Source organism: Serratia sp. J2, assembly GCF_046269175.1.
In the GTDB taxonomy this organism is placed as follows: domain Bacteria; phylum Pseudomonadota; class Gammaproteobacteria; order Enterobacterales; family Enterobacteriaceae; genus Chania; species Chania fonticola_C.
In genome coordinates this window covers 105,581-120,314 of record NZ_JBKABN010000016.1, presented here as the reverse complement: position 1 = coordinate 120,314, position 14,734 = coordinate 105,581, and the positions used below count along the sequence as shown (strand labels likewise).

Below are 14,734 nucleotides of genomic sequence, written 5' to 3'. Positions count from 1 at the left end.
AGATAACAAGCCAACAAAAGTACGGCCTTTTTGGCTTTAGCGCCCATCGCTGCGCTCCAGCATCAGTTTGTTTACCGTCACCCATCCTGGTTTATCGGGACGCATCGCCACCTCAAGCGCCACAATGCGAACGCTATAGCGCTTTTCCAACTGTGTGAGCCAAAGCATCAAGGCATTAAAATCGCCAGGTTCCAGCGTGACCGCCAGCCGCTCTCCCTGAGGCTGCATGCGGGTAATGTTCATGTTTTGAGCTGCTGCGCTCTGTGCCACCCTGGCCGACAAGCTTAGGGAGGTCTCCTGTATGGGTTGTGCCCCCTGTTGGCGCAAGCGCGGAGCCTGTTGCAACATCCATTCCACCGTGTTTTTTTCACGGGCGATAGTACGCTGCCATTGGCTAGCCTGTTGTTGCCAGGGCAGCCATAGTGCGTAGTAGCACAAGCTCACGATAACCAATACACCACAGCCCAGAACCAAACCTCGTTCCCGAAGGCTGAGCTGTAGCCAGCGGTGCTTGAGTTCATTCATCCTTTATCCCCAGAGTCAGTCGGCCCTCTACCCCAGTTGGATTCTGCTTGATTTCGCCAGGTTGCACCTGGTAATGCTGCCCGGCAGCAACCTGAAACTGTTCCAACGCCTGAAAAGAGGCCGCCTGTACATCGACCTTCAGCTCTTTACGGCCAGCGTCATAAGACAGCGCCTGGAACCGGATTGCCGAGTTTTCCGCCATCAGCTGTTGCAATTGGCGCATCTGTGCGACCACACCGGCTTGCTCGATAGGCTGTAATTGCTGCAAGTGCTGCTGCATCTGCACGCGCGGATTAACCACCTTTTTATCAGCCGGAAACAGCTGTTGGTAGACCCGCACACTTTCCTGCCGCCAATGTTCAGCCTGTTGCCAAAGCCGGTAATGAGATAGCCCGGCGCTCACACACAACAGCAGTAAATACACTGTTAATGCCATCATCACGGTTCGCCAGGGGCGTAATCGAGCACGCCAGGGGCTCGAGCGGATGAATTCGCCCTGGCGCAGATCGGCTCCGCTATCGTGCACGCCTTCTGCCGCCAACTGCAGTAAATGCCGCGGTGGCTGAACACGCCATTCCGGAGGGCTAGTAGTGGATGCTGGTGGTGCAGAGTAGCTTTCAATGACCGGCGGTGCCCACACGGCCAAAAACTCCGATAGCCAGGAGGATTCAACAATCATCCCGGCATACTTTTCCCGGCGAAACAGCCATTGATCATTGAGATTGACCGCACTCCAACCGTCGGCGGCCAAGGGTAACGCCAGCACATCTGGCAACATTGCCTGCACCTGCCCCCCTAGACGTTCACAACGGGCTATCCACTGATGCATAAGGCTTTTATCAACTACCGCAACGTCACACTCATCACCACGTTGCTGCAAAATGGCAAAATGCAGCCGTTCAACCTCCGTTGCCAATTGCTCCTCCAGCATAAACGGCAGCACTTGCAAACGCTGACGCCTGGCACGACGAGGCAGCGTCACACGATGGAAAACCAACTCGCTCGCAGGCACCAATACCCAGGCAGGGTATCTGGCAAGCAGGCTCACCAATTGCTCATCGTTCTCCCCCATAGCCAAACTACCTTGCTGATGACCGTCTGCTGAAGCGAAATACCACAGCACTGGCTGTGCTTCATCGCTGGGTAAGCGCAGTATCAACCTGGCTTGCTCACGGGGCTTTCTGTTAGGCATCAAGGCTCCACCATCATGCTTAATCCATATTGCCGCTGTACCACCTGAAAACTGTTACCGGCCTTGCGCAACAGGCTGCGCTGGCTATAGTGAGTCTCCCCCATCAGCACGGTGAAACGGGCTAAAAACAGCTCGCTCTTTATCGTCAGCAGCGATCTGACCGTTGAGGTGTCGATGTCCTTAAGGGCAACCTGTGCCAAAAATGCCGTCGTACTGCTCCACCCTTCACGTGGACGCTGTTGTAACAATCGAGTCGCCATGGCTGAATCAAGCTCCTTGAGAAATAGCGCCGCCAGTAATGGTCCTTGAGACTCACTCAGGGTATTAACGTTTACCAGCAGCGTCTGTGTTGGCAACGCGCAAACGTAAGGTAAAAGACGCCGATAAAGGCTGGCATCAACCCCAGAGACGGTCCGCAACTCGCTGACATCCTGCATGGGTTGATTGGCAGGCAAGTAAGCCACCGCCTGGGCCATATAGACCTCATCTTCAGCGCCATCAATGCTTGGCTCGCTGTCACTGTCTATCCAGTCACGCAGAGCCGCGGCTATCTGCGTCGCACGCAGGGGGTCTTCCCCCAGGTTGATTAGCAGCTGTCTAAAAACCTGGGTAGGGTAAGGCAATATCGGCTGCATACCTTCAGTAGCAGCCCCTTGGTTAATGGCATTGAGATTAAAGCAGGCCTGGCCATCAACAATCTGCCCAAACACCTCCCCGCCTTCAACGGGAAAACGGCGCTGCTCTTGCGCCCAGTTTTGCGCCAAATGTGTTTTATTAGGTGAGTCCAGCGCATCTCGTTGCAAAATTTTCACCGCCAGTGCTTCTGCCGAGCGGGCATACCATTTTGCCTGCTGGCGATCCAAATGAGCAGCGGTACGCAGATAAGTGCGCCCGTTTCGCTCGGCAATGGTCGCAGCAATCGTCACCATCAGCGCCAGGATCAGCAACACCACCAGCAGGGCAACGCCCTTTTGCCGCGCCCTCATTCTTGCCCCACCGCCGTGATCAAAAACAGCCGGGTCAATTCACCCACGCCAGCAACCACTAATGTCACCTCAATCCCCTGCGGCAAAACCGACGCGTTGTTCCAACTCTCCCGCCACGTACCCTCAGCAAAAAAACGCAGGCGAAAGACACTGACCTCATCGAGCAAAACCTTGACCACCGGCTCCTCCCCAACGAGCGGATCCGCATGGGCATAACTCAACCGCTCTAACTGCTGATGGCGCAGACGATATCCCACCGGTTGTAACTCGGCACGGGGCAACATCCCCATCGGGTTTTGCCAACCGTTGCGCATGAAAGAGACGCCCCAGTCCTCACTTTGTAATTGATAGCGCGCCGCTGAAAACACGCGTTCATTCCCTCTGTGATGGCGAGGGATGATCTGACCGAAATCCCCTTCCAACTGTATAAAGGCACGTTGAAGCTCGGCCAACCGCTGAGCCTTACGCTGCGAAATCTCATCATTGCGCATCACCCCCTGCAACACCTGGAAGGCACTGATGCTCAACGCAGCAAAAATCGCCAATGCCAACAGCATCTCAAGCAACGTGAAGCCCCGCTGGCTACGGCAATTCATTCCCGCACCACGTAGCTGCGTAAAGAAACCACTGGCGCAGCGTCTTCTTTATGACGCCTCACCTCAACATCCAGTGCCCGTAATTGACCCAGTTCGGTATCAACCCCCTGCCAGCGTACAGACCACTCCTCGCCCGCATAGGTCACCGTGGTGCCGATCCAGCGCTTTTCCGGCCAGGTTTTCTCAAGATGTAACCTGACCTGTTGATTATCCGCCAACCAGCTTGCCAGTATTTTTTCCTCCATACGGCCAATGCTGCCAGCCTGTTGTGCCGTGGTTTGCAGCACGGCTAACCCCGCCAAAGCGAAAACGATCAGTGCCACCAGCACTTCGAGCAATGTCATCCCTCTTTGGGTATTCATTGTGCGGCTCCGTTTGCTGACGAATCGATCGCGCCTGCTGCATCTACACGAAGCCAAACCAAGGGTTGGCTACCGGCCTCACTGAAAACCAGCTCAAACGGTGTAACCTCCCCGCCGGGTAACAGCAGAATATCGGGTTCCGGTGCCGATTCCACAGCACGCGGCCACTCCTGCCGATCGGGGAAATGCAGCTTGAGCCGGATATCATCAGGCATTTGGCTCCCTAACGCCGCCTGACGGGGTTGCCAATTCTGCCAAACGTAACCTTGCCAACTATCCGAGCCAGATACTGCCCCGCGTTTTTCAGCGGCCTGACGCTGTAGCATTTGGAATTGCCAGCCATCTGGTCGAACCTGGATCCCCAGCAACTGGTCATTTTGCACCGAGGCATCCATGGCAAACGCCAACTGAGCCTGAAAGCGTTTCAGCTGTAGCTGCGGGTTATTTTGTTGCATGGCCGGAAATGACATGATCACCAAACTGGCTGCACTCCCGATCAGCAGCACAACCAGCATCATTTCCAACAACGTAAAGCCGCGTTGGCGCACTACTTCTTACCAATAGTCCAGTTACCGATATCATCCTCGGTGTCCGGTATGCCATCTGGGCCATAAGAGAAAACGTCTAACTGACCGTGTTGGCCCGGGCTAAGCAACTGATAGTCTGCCCCCCAGGGATCCTGCGGCAAACGGCGAATATAGCCACCTTGGGGATAACTGCGCGGTTCCGGTTGTGCCGAGGGCTTGGTCACCAGTGCCTGCAACCCTTGTTCGGTGGTGGGATATCGGCTGTTATCCAGCTTGTACATATCCAACGCACTCTCCAGCGCGACAATATCGCTGACGACCTTCTGATGGTCCGCCTTCTCTTTGTTTCCCATCAGGTTAGGCACTACCAGACTCGCCAGGATGCCCAGGATCACAATCACCACCATAATTTCCAGCAGGGTAAAACCTCGCTGACGCTGTTGCCGCATTTTTCTCTCCGTTATTTGCAGATTGAATTTACATACTCATCAAGGTATTTAATTGCAGGATTGGTTGCAGGATCGCCAAAACGATAAACAGCACCACGCCCGCCATACTCACCACCAACAAGGGCTCAAAAAGCCCCAATGCCAACTGCATTTGGGCAGTAAACTCCCGATCCTGATTGTCTGCCGCGCGTTCCAACATGCTGTCCAGTTCCCCACTGCGTTCACCGCTGGCGATCATGTGCCGCATCATCGGGGGAAACAGCGCAGTGATTTCCAGAGCCCGATGCAGGCTCACCCCCTCGCGCACCGATTCCGTCGCCAATGACAACTGGCGGCGCGCATATTCATTGGTTAATACCTCTCCGCTGATGCGCATCGCTTGCAGCAAGGGCACTGCACTGGCATTGAGAATGCTCAGCGTTCTGGCGTAACGGGCAGTATTGAGCCCTCGTGCGATGCGTCCGATCACCGGGAGGCGCAGCAACTGCCGATGGAAAGCAATGCGCCGCGCTTCTTGGCGCAGCCACAGGCGCATCAGCATCGGCGCCAATAACAGCAACAACAGCACCCAAGGGCCAAAAGCTCGAACTCCGTCACTCAGCCCCATCAGCACACGCGTTGATAGCGGAAGTGCCTGCTTCATGTGAATAAACTGTTCCACCACCTTGGGCACGACGGCGGAAAGTAAAATGGCGATCACGCTGATGGCTACCACCGTCAGCACGCAGGGGTAAATCATCGCCTGCAGGATACGAGCTCGCATTTGCTGGCGCTGCTCGGTGTAATCCGCCAACCGGTTCAGAACCAGATCCAGGTGACCAGAAGCCTCACCCGCCGCCACCATCGCACAGTACAGCCGCTCAAAACTGGTGGGATAACCGCTCATGGCCTCCGCCAGGGAATGTCCCTCCAGTACTTTGGTGCGCACTGCGGCCATCAGGCTGCGCTGCCGGGGTTTTTCACTCTGTTTTGCCACGGTCTCAAGCGCCTCCTCCAAGGGTAAGGAAGCGGCAACCAAGGTCGCAAGCTGACGAGTCAACAACGCCAGATCGGCACTGCTAATCCCCCGCCCCCATGAAAGACGCCGCCCGCTTTGGGCCTGCTGGCGTTCATCCTGTCCTTCGTCCAGGCTTACAGGGACCAACCCCTGCTCGCGTAAAAGTTGACGGGCATGGCGGGCTGAATCCGCTTCCTGCACTCCCCGCCGTTTTTTGCCGCGCTCGTCTAACGCCTGATAATGAAATAAGGCCATGTCATCCCTCTTCCTGAGACTGGCTTTCGGTCACGCGGATCACCTCTTCCCAACTGGTCTCGCCCGCCAATACTTTTTCCAATCCCCCCTGGCGCAATGTTTTGTATTCATTACGTAATTGACGAGCAATCGTGAACTCACTCTCTCCCTGGTGGATAGCCGTACGCACTCGGTCATCAATCAACAGCAGTTCATGAATACCAGTACGCCCACGGTAACCGGTAAAATTACACTGCGAGCATCCCTTCGGTTGCCATAATGGGGTTCCGGGTAAAATCCCCATCTGATCGGCCAGGACCGGATCGGCTGCATAAGTTTGACGACAATCGGGGCAGAGTGTACGAACCAGTCGCTGTGCCAATACGGCCAGTAATGAGGTGGAGAGCAAAAAAGGCTCAATGCCCATATCCTGCAGCCGCGATAAGGCCCCCAGCGCGCTGTTGGTGTGCAGCGTGGAGAGTACCAGGTGCCCAGTCAGTGAAGCCTGAACCGCAATCTGAGCGGTTTCGCTGTCGCGGATCTCCCCAACCAGCACCACATCAGGATCCTGACGCAGAATGGCCCGCAAACCGCGAGCAAATGTCATATCTACCTTGGGGTTTACCTGCGTCTGGCCGATACCCTCGAGTTCATACTCGATCGGGTCTTCGACCGTCATGATATTGCGTTCGCTGGCATTGAGGCGGCTCAATGCTGCATAGAGGGTGGTGCTCTTACCCGACCCTGTCGGACCGGTGACAAGGATAATGCCATGTGGCCGCTGGATCAGTTCATCGATCTGCCGCCGATTAGGTGAAGACATGCCAAGCGCGGCGAGATCCAGACTGACGCTGTTTTTATCCAGTAAACGCAGAACAATTCGTTCACCATAATTAGACGGTAAGGTCGAAACCCGCACATCAATGGCTCGGCCACCGATTCGCAGTGCCATGCGCCCATCCTGCGGGATCCGCTTTTCGGCAATATCCAGCCGTGCCATGACTTTGATGCGAGAGATCAATAAAGAGGCCAACCGCCGCTGAGGGCGCAGAATTTCACGCAATACGCCATCGACCCGGAAACGGATCTGCAAGTGGCGTTCATAGGTTTCGATGTGGATATCCGATGCTTTATCCTTGATGGCTTCAGTCAGCATCGCATTGATCAGGCGGATAATAGGGGCATCATCATCGGCATCCAGCAAGTCGTCGCTGTCGGGTAGCTCTTCTGCCAAGGTATAAAAATCCATTTCATTGCCGATATCGGTCATCATGCGTCGCGCCTCTTTCGAATCGCGCTGGTAGCTGATCACCAGTTGTTTCTCAAACTCGTCACCCGATACCGTGCTGATAGTCAGCCCACACCCGGCAACCCTACGTGCCTCAAGCAATGCTGTGGCGGTGGTTTCCGCCAGACGGAGCACACGGCACCCAGCATGATCCCGCAACAGCAAAATGCGTTGCGCACGCGCATAGGCAAATGGCAGCTGCGGGCGCAATTCACTCAGGTCCTCTGGGAGGGTATTCATCGTCCCCCCGTTGAATAGAATGCGCTGATCGCGGCATTAACCTGGCGGAAAGTGGCACCGTTTTGATCGGGTGGCAACTTCAATACCTCATTGTTCAGCGTGGCTACGCTCCCTTGTTTGCCGCGCTGTTGGTCTTGTTCCTGATTAAAGGCCTGATACTTTTCTGAGGAGGCATGGCGATACTGGTCACGATCCCGGATAATCGATGGGCGGATGAACAGCATCAGGTTGCGCTTGGAAACCTGTTTGCTGTTGGAGCGGAACAGATAGCCCAGCACCGGAATATCCCCCAACACCGGAACCTTGTCGCTGCTGTCGCGAACGGTTTTATCCAGCAAGCCACCCACTACCACGGTTTCGCCGCTGCCTACCAGCACCGCGTTATTGACCGTGCGGGTATTAAAGGTCGCCCCCAGATTAGCGCTGCTGCTGGAAGCCGCATCAGCCACACTGGAAACCTCCTGCTCGATCTCCAGCAGCACGGAATCCCCTTCGTTGATCTGCGGTTTGACCTTCAGCTTAATGCCGACGGTTTTACGCTCCACCGTGTTGAAGATATTATCGCCCGACGTCGTTTGCGAGCCGGAGAGGACAGGAACTTCCTGGCCGACATTGAACGTCGCCTCCATGTTGTCAAGCGTGACAATGCTCGGTGTCGCCAGAATGTCATTCTTGCTACTGCTGGAAAGCGCGGTCAGCAGCATAGCCCAATTGCCCTGATAAAAACCGGCAGCAATACCGTTAAAACTGCTGAGAGCGCTGGCCAGGGTACTATTAACCGTCCCGTCCTGATTGTATTGATTGGCTCCGGCAATCGCCGTGGTGATAGGCAAACCGGTATTGGTGAACTGCGTCACTCCGGCATTCTTGTTAGCCCACTGTATTCCCAGGTTCAAACCATCGGCGTCTTGTACCTCTGCGATAATCGCCTCTACCAGTACCTGTGCACGGCGAATATCCAACTGAGCTATCACCTTCTCCAGATCTCGCATGACATCCGGAGCCGCCGTCAGTATCAGTGAATTGGTTTGCTCATGGGCTTTGATGGTGATGTCTTTACGCAGTGCTTCCGCTGGCTTGGCATTCTGTTGCTCACTTTGAATACTGGTACTGACGCCAGTCAACACCTCAACCAGATCGGTGGCTTTGGCATACTTCAGGTAAATCACTTTGGTATTACCTTGCACGGCCTGCTCACGATCCAGTTGCTTGATCATGGCGATAATCCGCTGGCGGGAGTTGGGTTCTCCGCTGACCAAGACCGAGTTGGTTCGCTCATCCGCAACAAGATTGGCTACCATCAGGCTTGGCATCGCTGATTTGCTGGCATCCTTGGTTAATTCGGTGACCAGCTTGACGACTTCAGCAGCAGACGCATAGGCCAGCGGTACCGTGACCACACTACGGTCACCGACCTTGTCAACGCGTTCAACAATCGCCATCAAGCGTTTGATGACCGCTGCACGCCCGGTCATCAACAACACGTTGGAAGGCTCATAATGCACAACACTGCCAGCCCCGGCGTTATCGTTCAATTGACGGAGTAACGGGGCAAGATCGCGTGCCGCCACGTTATTGACCGGCACGACACGTGTCACCACTTCATCACCCTCGCCCGGCTGGGCATCGCTGGCTACCGGCACCGCCGCAGTTTTCGCATCCTTGGAACGCACCACTTTCAACACGCCGTTACGCATATCCACCACGGCAAAGCCATAAACGTCCAGCACGCTGAGGAAGAACTGGTAATACTGCTCCTCATTGAGCATGTCATAGCTGCGTACCGTGATAGTGCCGCGTACGGCAGGATCGATAATCACCGTTTTATTCAGGTTTTTGCTGACCGTGTTGATAAACTCCTGAATATCCGTTCCCTTGAAGCTGGCAGAAAACTCGGCACTCCAGCCCTGCCGAGTACCAAGCAGCATCACCGCCAGTAGCACAATGCGTAAGCTCCTGATTATTTTTGTATTCAACAATTAGTCATCTCCAAGAGCCAAATAGATATCCTGTAACTGACCGCCACGCTCAACGGTAAGATTCAGTTCACTGAGTTCTGAAAGCTGTTTCAATGCCTGTTGAGCCTGCTGTGCATCGCGCAGATCCAGGCCATTAAGCGCTACGGCAAGATCGTTTTCATGCAGCCCGACCTTGCGGAATAACTCCCCTTCTTTGCCCGGATTGAGCCGATAGCCGATGAGTTTGTCATCCACCATCACCGGTGAGATATTCAGGTAATTGAGAATGCTTTGCGGCTGCTTTTGCAACTGTGCCTTGAGCTGCGACGCTAAGGGTTTTTTTTCACTTTTAGCGGCCTCGGGTTGCTCGCTGAACAGCAACAACGATTCATAATTGCCCTGATAGGAGATCACGATACGATCGGCAAAAATTGACGCAATTCGGGCGTCATAACCAGGCACCTGCTCCCCCACGCCAAGGCTGAACTGTTTGCTATCTTTGGCGATAATGGCGATGGAACGCTCTGAACTGGGGCTGGCGACAATGCCGGTCAGGTTTAGCTTGAGAGAAGAAGGCGGTGCATTACGCAGGGTTTGGTCAGAGACCGAATGCTCAGTGGCGGAAGATGAGGGTGCCGAAGTACCAAAGAGGGTGAAGCGGTAACGTTCAGACTCACCTCCACCTCCCGTTGTTACTGGTGCAAAGTCTGCTTTGGATAAGCGTACGGGGGATATTTCAGGGGGCAGGAGCCCATGCCAGGTAAGCAAGGCGAGTTGATTGCAAATCAACAGTGACAGCACGCATAAAGCCCATCGCGGCGTTAACAGCCTCAAAGTAGCCTCTCTGCACACCGATAACATTACAGAAAATCGCATCTTGCCTTCCTTTGCCTGCTTCTCTGTTTACGCCAGCTAGAAGTTCACCGATATCAGTCAATCGGTGGGCATATCGTTGGGGGCATTGTCGTTTGAGAATATGTAAGATTATGACTAAAACCTTACAACTCATTACCGCTGTCAGCCCTTACGTTTCTGAATACATCCTCTCAGAACTGTTTACTTTATACATACTCCCCTAAATAATAAATCATTATTTTTGCTTATCGAAATAATTTATCTTTCTGTTTTTATAGCTATTTATTTCTTAATCTCGCTAGCATAAAAGCGCTTTAACCTGTTTTATCTCCCTCCTCTAAACTTCGGTTCCTCCTTCCACCTACGCCCCTCCTCCTCCTAAAGCAGGAGGATGCTCCTCCTCATCATGCAATATCTAATACCACTGCTTTACACATTGATACCATTTTTTACTTTCTATAATGTAAGCCTGATAGGGAATTTAGAATGCTGAAAAATACCTGTAATGCCCTACTTTTCGGCTCGCTTGTCATATTAAGCGGCTGTGATAATAATAATTCTTCAGACGTTAGCCCTGACACCAACAACCAAGAACCGATTGCACGCCTACCTGACATTGCGATGCCTAGCGAAGCCGTCATGGCAGGTGAAAACCAGGCGGTAATTCATCTGGTCGATATTGCTGGTATCACCAGCGGCTCCGCCGCTGATTACAGTACCAAGAACCTGTTTTTATGGAATAACGACACCTGTGACGCCCTGGATAACCCCTCTGGGGACTGGAATGACACCAGTACAACACCGACAGGCAGCGACAGTTATGGCCCGTATTGGGTGCTCCCACTGACCAAAACGACTGGATGTATCAACTTCATTTTGCGTGATGGCACCAACAAGCTGATTGATGCGGATATGCGTTTATCGTTCAGTGACTTTCCGGACAGGACCGTTTCTACCCTTGCAGGTAGCAGCACGCTTTATGATACCCGTGCAGAAGCTTTCCGCGCGGCCTTTGGGGTAGCTCTGGCTGAAGCCCATTGGGTAGATAAACACACCCTGCTATGGCCAGCCGGGGAAGGGAAACCTATCGTACGTCTGTACTATAACCACAGTGGCAAAGTGGCCGCCAACAGCGAAGGGAAATTTACCGATCGCTATCTTTCTCTGACACCGACCAGCATCAGCCAGGAACTGGGATCGCGTTTCCCTCACCTTTCAGGTTATGCCGCCTTCAAGTTGCCGGATAATGCAAAAGTCGACGAACTGCTTAGCGGCGAGACCGTCGCCCTGGCTGCCAATCAGGACGGTATTCTTATTTCAGCGACTCAGGTACAGACCGCTGGCGTGCTCGATGATCGCTTCTCAGCCGCTGCGGAAAGCCTGGAATATGGTGCTCTGCTGACCGATTCTGGCGTCACTTTCCGAGTCTGGGCACCAACGGCCCAACAGGCAGAACTGGTGATCTACAGTGCGGATAAAAAAGTCATTGGTAGCCATCCGATGACCAGGGATAACGATTCCGGTGCCTGGTCATATCAAGGAAGTCACGACCTTAAAGACGCTTTTTATCGTTACGCCCTGACCGTTTATCATCCACAATCGCGCAAAGTAGAGCAGTATGAGGTCACCGACCCTTACTCCCATAGCCTCTCCACCAACTCCGAATACAGCCAGGTTGTGGATCTCGATGACAGCGCGTTGAAACCAGAAGGCTGGGACAGCCTGACCATGCCACACCCGCAGACCAGCCAGGCTGATATTGCCAAAATGGTCATCCATGAGTCGCATATCCGCGATCTTTCCGCCTGGGATCAGACCGTTCCTGAACAGGTGCGGGGCAAATATCTGGCGTTGACTGCCACCGATAGCAATATGGTGCAGCATCTCAGGCAGCTTGGGCAAGCTGGCGTAACCCACATTGAATTGCTACCGGTGTTCGATCTGGCAACCGTCAATGAGTTCAACGACAAAGTGGCGGATCTCACCCATCCATTCAGTCGGCTTTGTGAACTGAACAGCGCCGTTAAGCAAAGCCGTTTTGCCGGCTACTGTGGAAGTTCAACCTCCATCGGAGATGTACTAGAAGAACTGAAACAGAATGACAGCCAGGACAACCCGCAGGTGCAGGAATTGAATGGCTATGTGGCTCAGACTGACTCCTACAACTGGGGTTATGATCCGTTCCACTACACGGTGCCTGAAGGCTCTTACGCTACCAATCCCGAAGGCACTGCCCGCATCAAAGAGTTTCGTACCATGGTGCAGACCATCAAGCAGCAACTGGGCATGAACATCATCATGGACGTGGTTTATAACCACACCAATGCGGCTGGCCCAACGGATCGTACCTCGGTGCTGGATAAAATCGTGCCCTGGTATTATCAACGCTTGAACGAAACTACGGGCAGTGTAGAGTCGGCCACCTGCTGTTCCGACTCAGCCCCCGAACACCGTATGTTTGCCAAACTGATTGAAGATTCTCTGGTGGTCTGGAGCCGAGACTACAAGATTGATGCATTCCGCTTTGACCTGATGGGCTATCATCCGAAAGCACAAATCCTGGCTGCCCGGGAGAAAGTAAAATCGGTGAATCACAGCGTTTATTTCTTTGGTGAAGGTTGGAATTCTGGTCAGGACGATCGCTTCGAAATCGCTTCGCAGATCACGTTAAAAGGTACCGGCATTGGCACCTTCTCCGATCGCCTGCGTGATGCTGTTCGTGGAGGCGGCCCGTTTGACTCTGGTGATGCCTTGCGTCAAAACCAGGGGGTGGGTAACGGCGCTGGAGTATTGGCTAACGAGTTAACCCAGCAAAATGAGGATACCGTGCGCCATCTGGCCGATCTGACCCGTCTGGGCATGGCTGGCAACCTGGCTGAATTCCTGTTGATCGATAAAGATGGCTCCGTCAGGAAAGGCAGCGAAATTGACTATAACGGGGCGATTGGGGGTTATGCCAACGATCCGACCGAAGTGGTCAACTATGTTTCCAAACACGACAACCAAACCTTATGGGATATGATCAGTTACAAAGCCGCACGTGAAGCCGATCTCACCACTCGCGTCCGCATGCAGGCGGTGTCACTGGCCACGACGTTGTTGGGTCAAGGGCTGGCATTCGATCAACAAGGTTCAGAACTCTTGCGTTCCAAGTCATTTACCCGTGACTCATATGATGCTGGGGACTGGTACAACCGTGTGGATTACAGCTATCAAGACAACAACTTCAATGTTGGTATGCCACGCATCAGCGATGATGGTGACAACTATTCGCTGATCGCCAGCGTAAAAGATGCGGTTGCCACACCTGGTCAAACAGAGATCGCGCAGATGACCTCGTTCTATCAGGAACTCACCCAACTGCGCCAATCTTCGCCTCTGATTGCCTTGGGTAGCGGCCATGAAGTGATGAAGCGTGTCGATTTCCGTAACACAGGTGCAGAACAGCAACTTGGCTTACTGGTGATGACCATTGATGACGGGGTTCAGGCCGGAAACGATCTTGATCCCCAAGCCGATGCGTTAGTCGTTATCATCAACGCAGCGCCGGAAGCCAGAACGCTCAATGACTTTACCGGTGAAAACCTCACCCTGAGCACGATCCAACAAAACCTGGGAGACCGCTCACTCGCCTCCGGTGTCAACATTACCGCAGAGGGCAGCGTTACAGTACCAGCCTGGTCGGTGGCCTTGTTGGTCAAACAACAAGTCGCAGCCCAAGGCTCAGGATTGCCTGTAAGCAGTAAATAAAACGGTCCGCTTCGGGTCACTATCAGGTGGCCCGAAACGAAAGGTTAAACCAACGGAGTCACATCAATCCTGAATATAAGTACAAAGCTATTGACCCGAGTTTTCTGGCAGGATATACCCTTCATACTTTGGCGTTGCCACAGTATTGGCGACACGCCAATAAAACAACCTCTGGCTGTAGAAATCAGCGTTAATTAAAGGTTCAGGGATGTGGACAATAAATCGATAGTAGAGCCAGAAGTCAGCGTCCAGCCAGCCAAGGGGCTGTTTATTCCCCGCTATCTGCTGCCAGTATATGCATTGTTGTTAATAGCGATAGGTTGGTTTTCCGCACAGCACTGGCGTAACAACGAAGCTTTCGCAGCCCCCGCGTTAGCTCAAGTTGCCCCCTCTGCCGCGGTAAAAACAGTGGTGTCCAGGCAGACGGTCCCCAACGCTGATATAGAAACAGTGCATGATAAAAATAAACCGGCGCAACAAGTGGGATCAGATAAAAAAGCCTCCCCCTCCTTAGCCAGTGATGAATTAGCCCCTTTAAGATATAGCGCGCACATTTACGCATCGGAAGATGACAAACGCAGCATCACGCTGAACGGTCAGCGTTATCAGGAAGGCGACAGCCCGGCCCCCAACCTTACGATTGAGCAAATACAACAGGACGTGACTATCTTTAACTTCAATGGCGAAGTATTCACACTTGACGCGCTCGAGGATTGGCCGGGCGGCAAGGTTGATAGAGAAAGCACCGCCGAAGGATCAGAATAAACCTTACCAC

13 protein-coding genes are annotated in these 14,734 nt (G+C 53.5%); 2 read left to right on the top strand and 11 right to left on the bottom strand.

The features are described from left to right. Positions 1-36 precede the first annotated feature (36 nt). From gspM to gspC, 11 genes are read right to left on the bottom strand one after another with little or no spacing between them, the layout of a single operon-like run. A complete protein-coding gene (gene gspM, locus ACKWMY_RS17220; RefSeq protein WP_024530067.1) occupies positions 37-525 on the bottom strand; it encodes a type II secretion system protein GspM in 489 nt (162 codons plus the stop codon). After that, a complete protein-coding gene (gene gspL, locus ACKWMY_RS17215) occupies positions 518-1,717 on the bottom strand; it encodes a type II secretion system protein GspL (RefSeq protein WP_074028128.1) in 1,200 nt (399 codons plus the stop codon). The genes gspM and gspL overlap by 8 nt, the downstream gene beginning before the upstream one ends. Then, on the bottom strand, positions 1,717-2,703 hold the full coding sequence (gspK, locus tag ACKWMY_RS17210) for a type II secretion system minor pseudopilin GspK (protein ID WP_074028127.1): 987 nt from the start codon (positions 2,701-2,703) through the stop codon (positions 1,717-1,719). Before gspK ends, gspL begins: the two co-directional genes overlap by 1 nt. After that, a complete protein-coding gene (gspJ, locus tag ACKWMY_RS17205) occupies positions 2,700-3,299 on the bottom strand; it encodes a type II secretion system minor pseudopilin GspJ (RefSeq protein ID WP_409486670.1) in 600 nt (199 codons plus the stop codon). Before gspJ ends, gspK begins: the two co-directional genes overlap by 4 nt. Continuing rightward, entirely contained in the window at positions 3,296-3,661 is a 366-nt protein-coding gene (gene gspI, locus ACKWMY_RS17200; protein WP_074028120.1) for a type II secretion system minor pseudopilin GspI, read from the bottom strand. Before gspI ends, gspJ begins: the two co-directional genes overlap by 4 nt. After that, the gene (gene gspH, locus ACKWMY_RS17195) at positions 3,658-4,209 is read right to left on the bottom strand and encodes a type II secretion system minor pseudopilin GspH (RefSeq protein ID WP_098930411.1); all 552 of its coding nucleotides are present in this window, start codon (positions 4,207-4,209) and stop codon (positions 3,658-3,660) included. Before gspH ends, gspI begins: the two co-directional genes overlap by 4 nt. Continuing rightward, positions 4,209-4,637, bottom strand: coding sequence for a type II secretion system major pseudopilin GspG (gene gspG / locus ACKWMY_RS17190; protein WP_024530061.1), 429 nt, complete (start codon positions 4,635-4,637; stop codon positions 4,209-4,211). Before gspG ends, gspH begins: the two co-directional genes overlap by 1 nt. 28 nt (positions 4,638-4,665) lie before the next feature. Further along, positions 4,666-5,889: a type II secretion system inner membrane protein GspF gene (gene gspF, locus ACKWMY_RS17185; RefSeq protein ID WP_308870778.1), complete on the bottom strand. Its 1,224-nt coding sequence runs from the start codon at positions 5,887-5,889 to the stop codon at positions 4,666-4,668. 1 nt (position 5,890) lies between these two features. Then, positions 5,891-7,396 (bottom strand): type II secretion system ATPase GspE, encoded by a 1,506-nt coding sequence (gspE, locus tag ACKWMY_RS17180; protein ID WP_409486669.1) that lies wholly within the window; start codon positions 7,394-7,396, stop codon positions 5,891-5,893. Beyond that, a complete protein-coding gene (gene gspD / locus ACKWMY_RS17175) occupies positions 7,393-9,357 on the bottom strand; it encodes a type II secretion system secretin GspD (RefSeq protein WP_024530058.1) in 1,965 nt (654 codons plus the stop codon). Before gspD ends, gspE begins: the two co-directional genes overlap by 4 nt. A gap of 18 nt (positions 9,358-9,375) precedes the next feature. Then, positions 9,376-10,188 (bottom strand): type II secretion system protein GspC, encoded by an 813-nt coding sequence (gene gspC, locus ACKWMY_RS17170; RefSeq protein WP_409486668.1) that lies wholly within the window; start codon positions 10,186-10,188, stop codon positions 9,376-9,378. Positions 10,189-10,695: 507 nt separating this feature from the next. Between gspC and pulA the strand changes: the two genes are divergently transcribed. Continuing rightward, positions 10,696-13,959, top strand: a complete 3,264-nt coding sequence (pulA, locus tag ACKWMY_RS17165) for a pullulanase-type alpha-1,6-glucosidase (protein ID WP_409486667.1) — start codon at positions 10,696-10,698, stop codon at positions 13,957-13,959. A 210-nt stretch (positions 13,960-14,169) separates the two neighbouring features. Then, complete coding sequence (gene gspB / locus ACKWMY_RS17160) at positions 14,170-14,724, top strand: type II secretion system assembly factor GspB (protein ID WP_024530056.1); 555 nt, start codon at positions 14,170-14,172, stop codon at positions 14,722-14,724. The last annotated feature ends 10 nt before the right edge of the window (positions 14,725-14,734 follow it).

What these genes read in the sequence shown, in the direction of transcription:
- gspM (WP_024530067.1), bottom strand. Translation starts at nt 525, where the DNA reads ATGAATGAACTCAAGCACCGCTGGCTACAGCTCAGCCTTCGGGAACGA.
- gspL (WP_074028128.1), bottom strand. Translation starts at nt 1,717, where the DNA reads ATGCCTAACAGAAAGCCCCGTGAGCAAGCCAGGTTGATACTGCGCTTA.
- gspK (WP_074028127.1), bottom strand. Translation starts at nt 2,703, where the DNA reads ATGAGGGCGCGGCAAAAGGGCGTTGCCCTGCTGGTGGTGTTGCTGATC.
- gspJ (WP_409486670.1), bottom strand. Translation starts at nt 3,299, where the DNA reads ATGAATTGCCGTAGCCAGCGGGGCTTCACGTTGCTTGAGATGCTGTTG.
- gspI (WP_074028120.1), bottom strand. Translation starts at nt 3,661, where the DNA reads ATGAATACCCAAAGAGGGATGACATTGCTCGAAGTGCTGGTGGCACTG.
- gspG (WP_024530061.1), bottom strand. Translation starts at nt 4,637, where the DNA reads ATGCGGCAACAGCGTCAGCGAGGTTTTACCCTGCTGGAAATTATGGTG.
- gspF (WP_308870778.1), bottom strand. Translation starts at nt 5,889, where the DNA reads ATGGCCTTATTTCATTATCAGGCGTTAGACGAGCGCGGCAAAAAACGG.
- gspE (WP_409486669.1), bottom strand. Translation starts at nt 7,396, where the DNA reads ATGAATACCCTCCCAGAGGACCTGAGTGAATTGCGCCCGCAGCTGCCA.
- pulA (WP_409486667.1), top strand. Translation starts at nt 10,696, where the DNA reads ATGCTGAAAAATACCTGTAATGCCCTACTTTTCGGCTCGCTTGTCATA.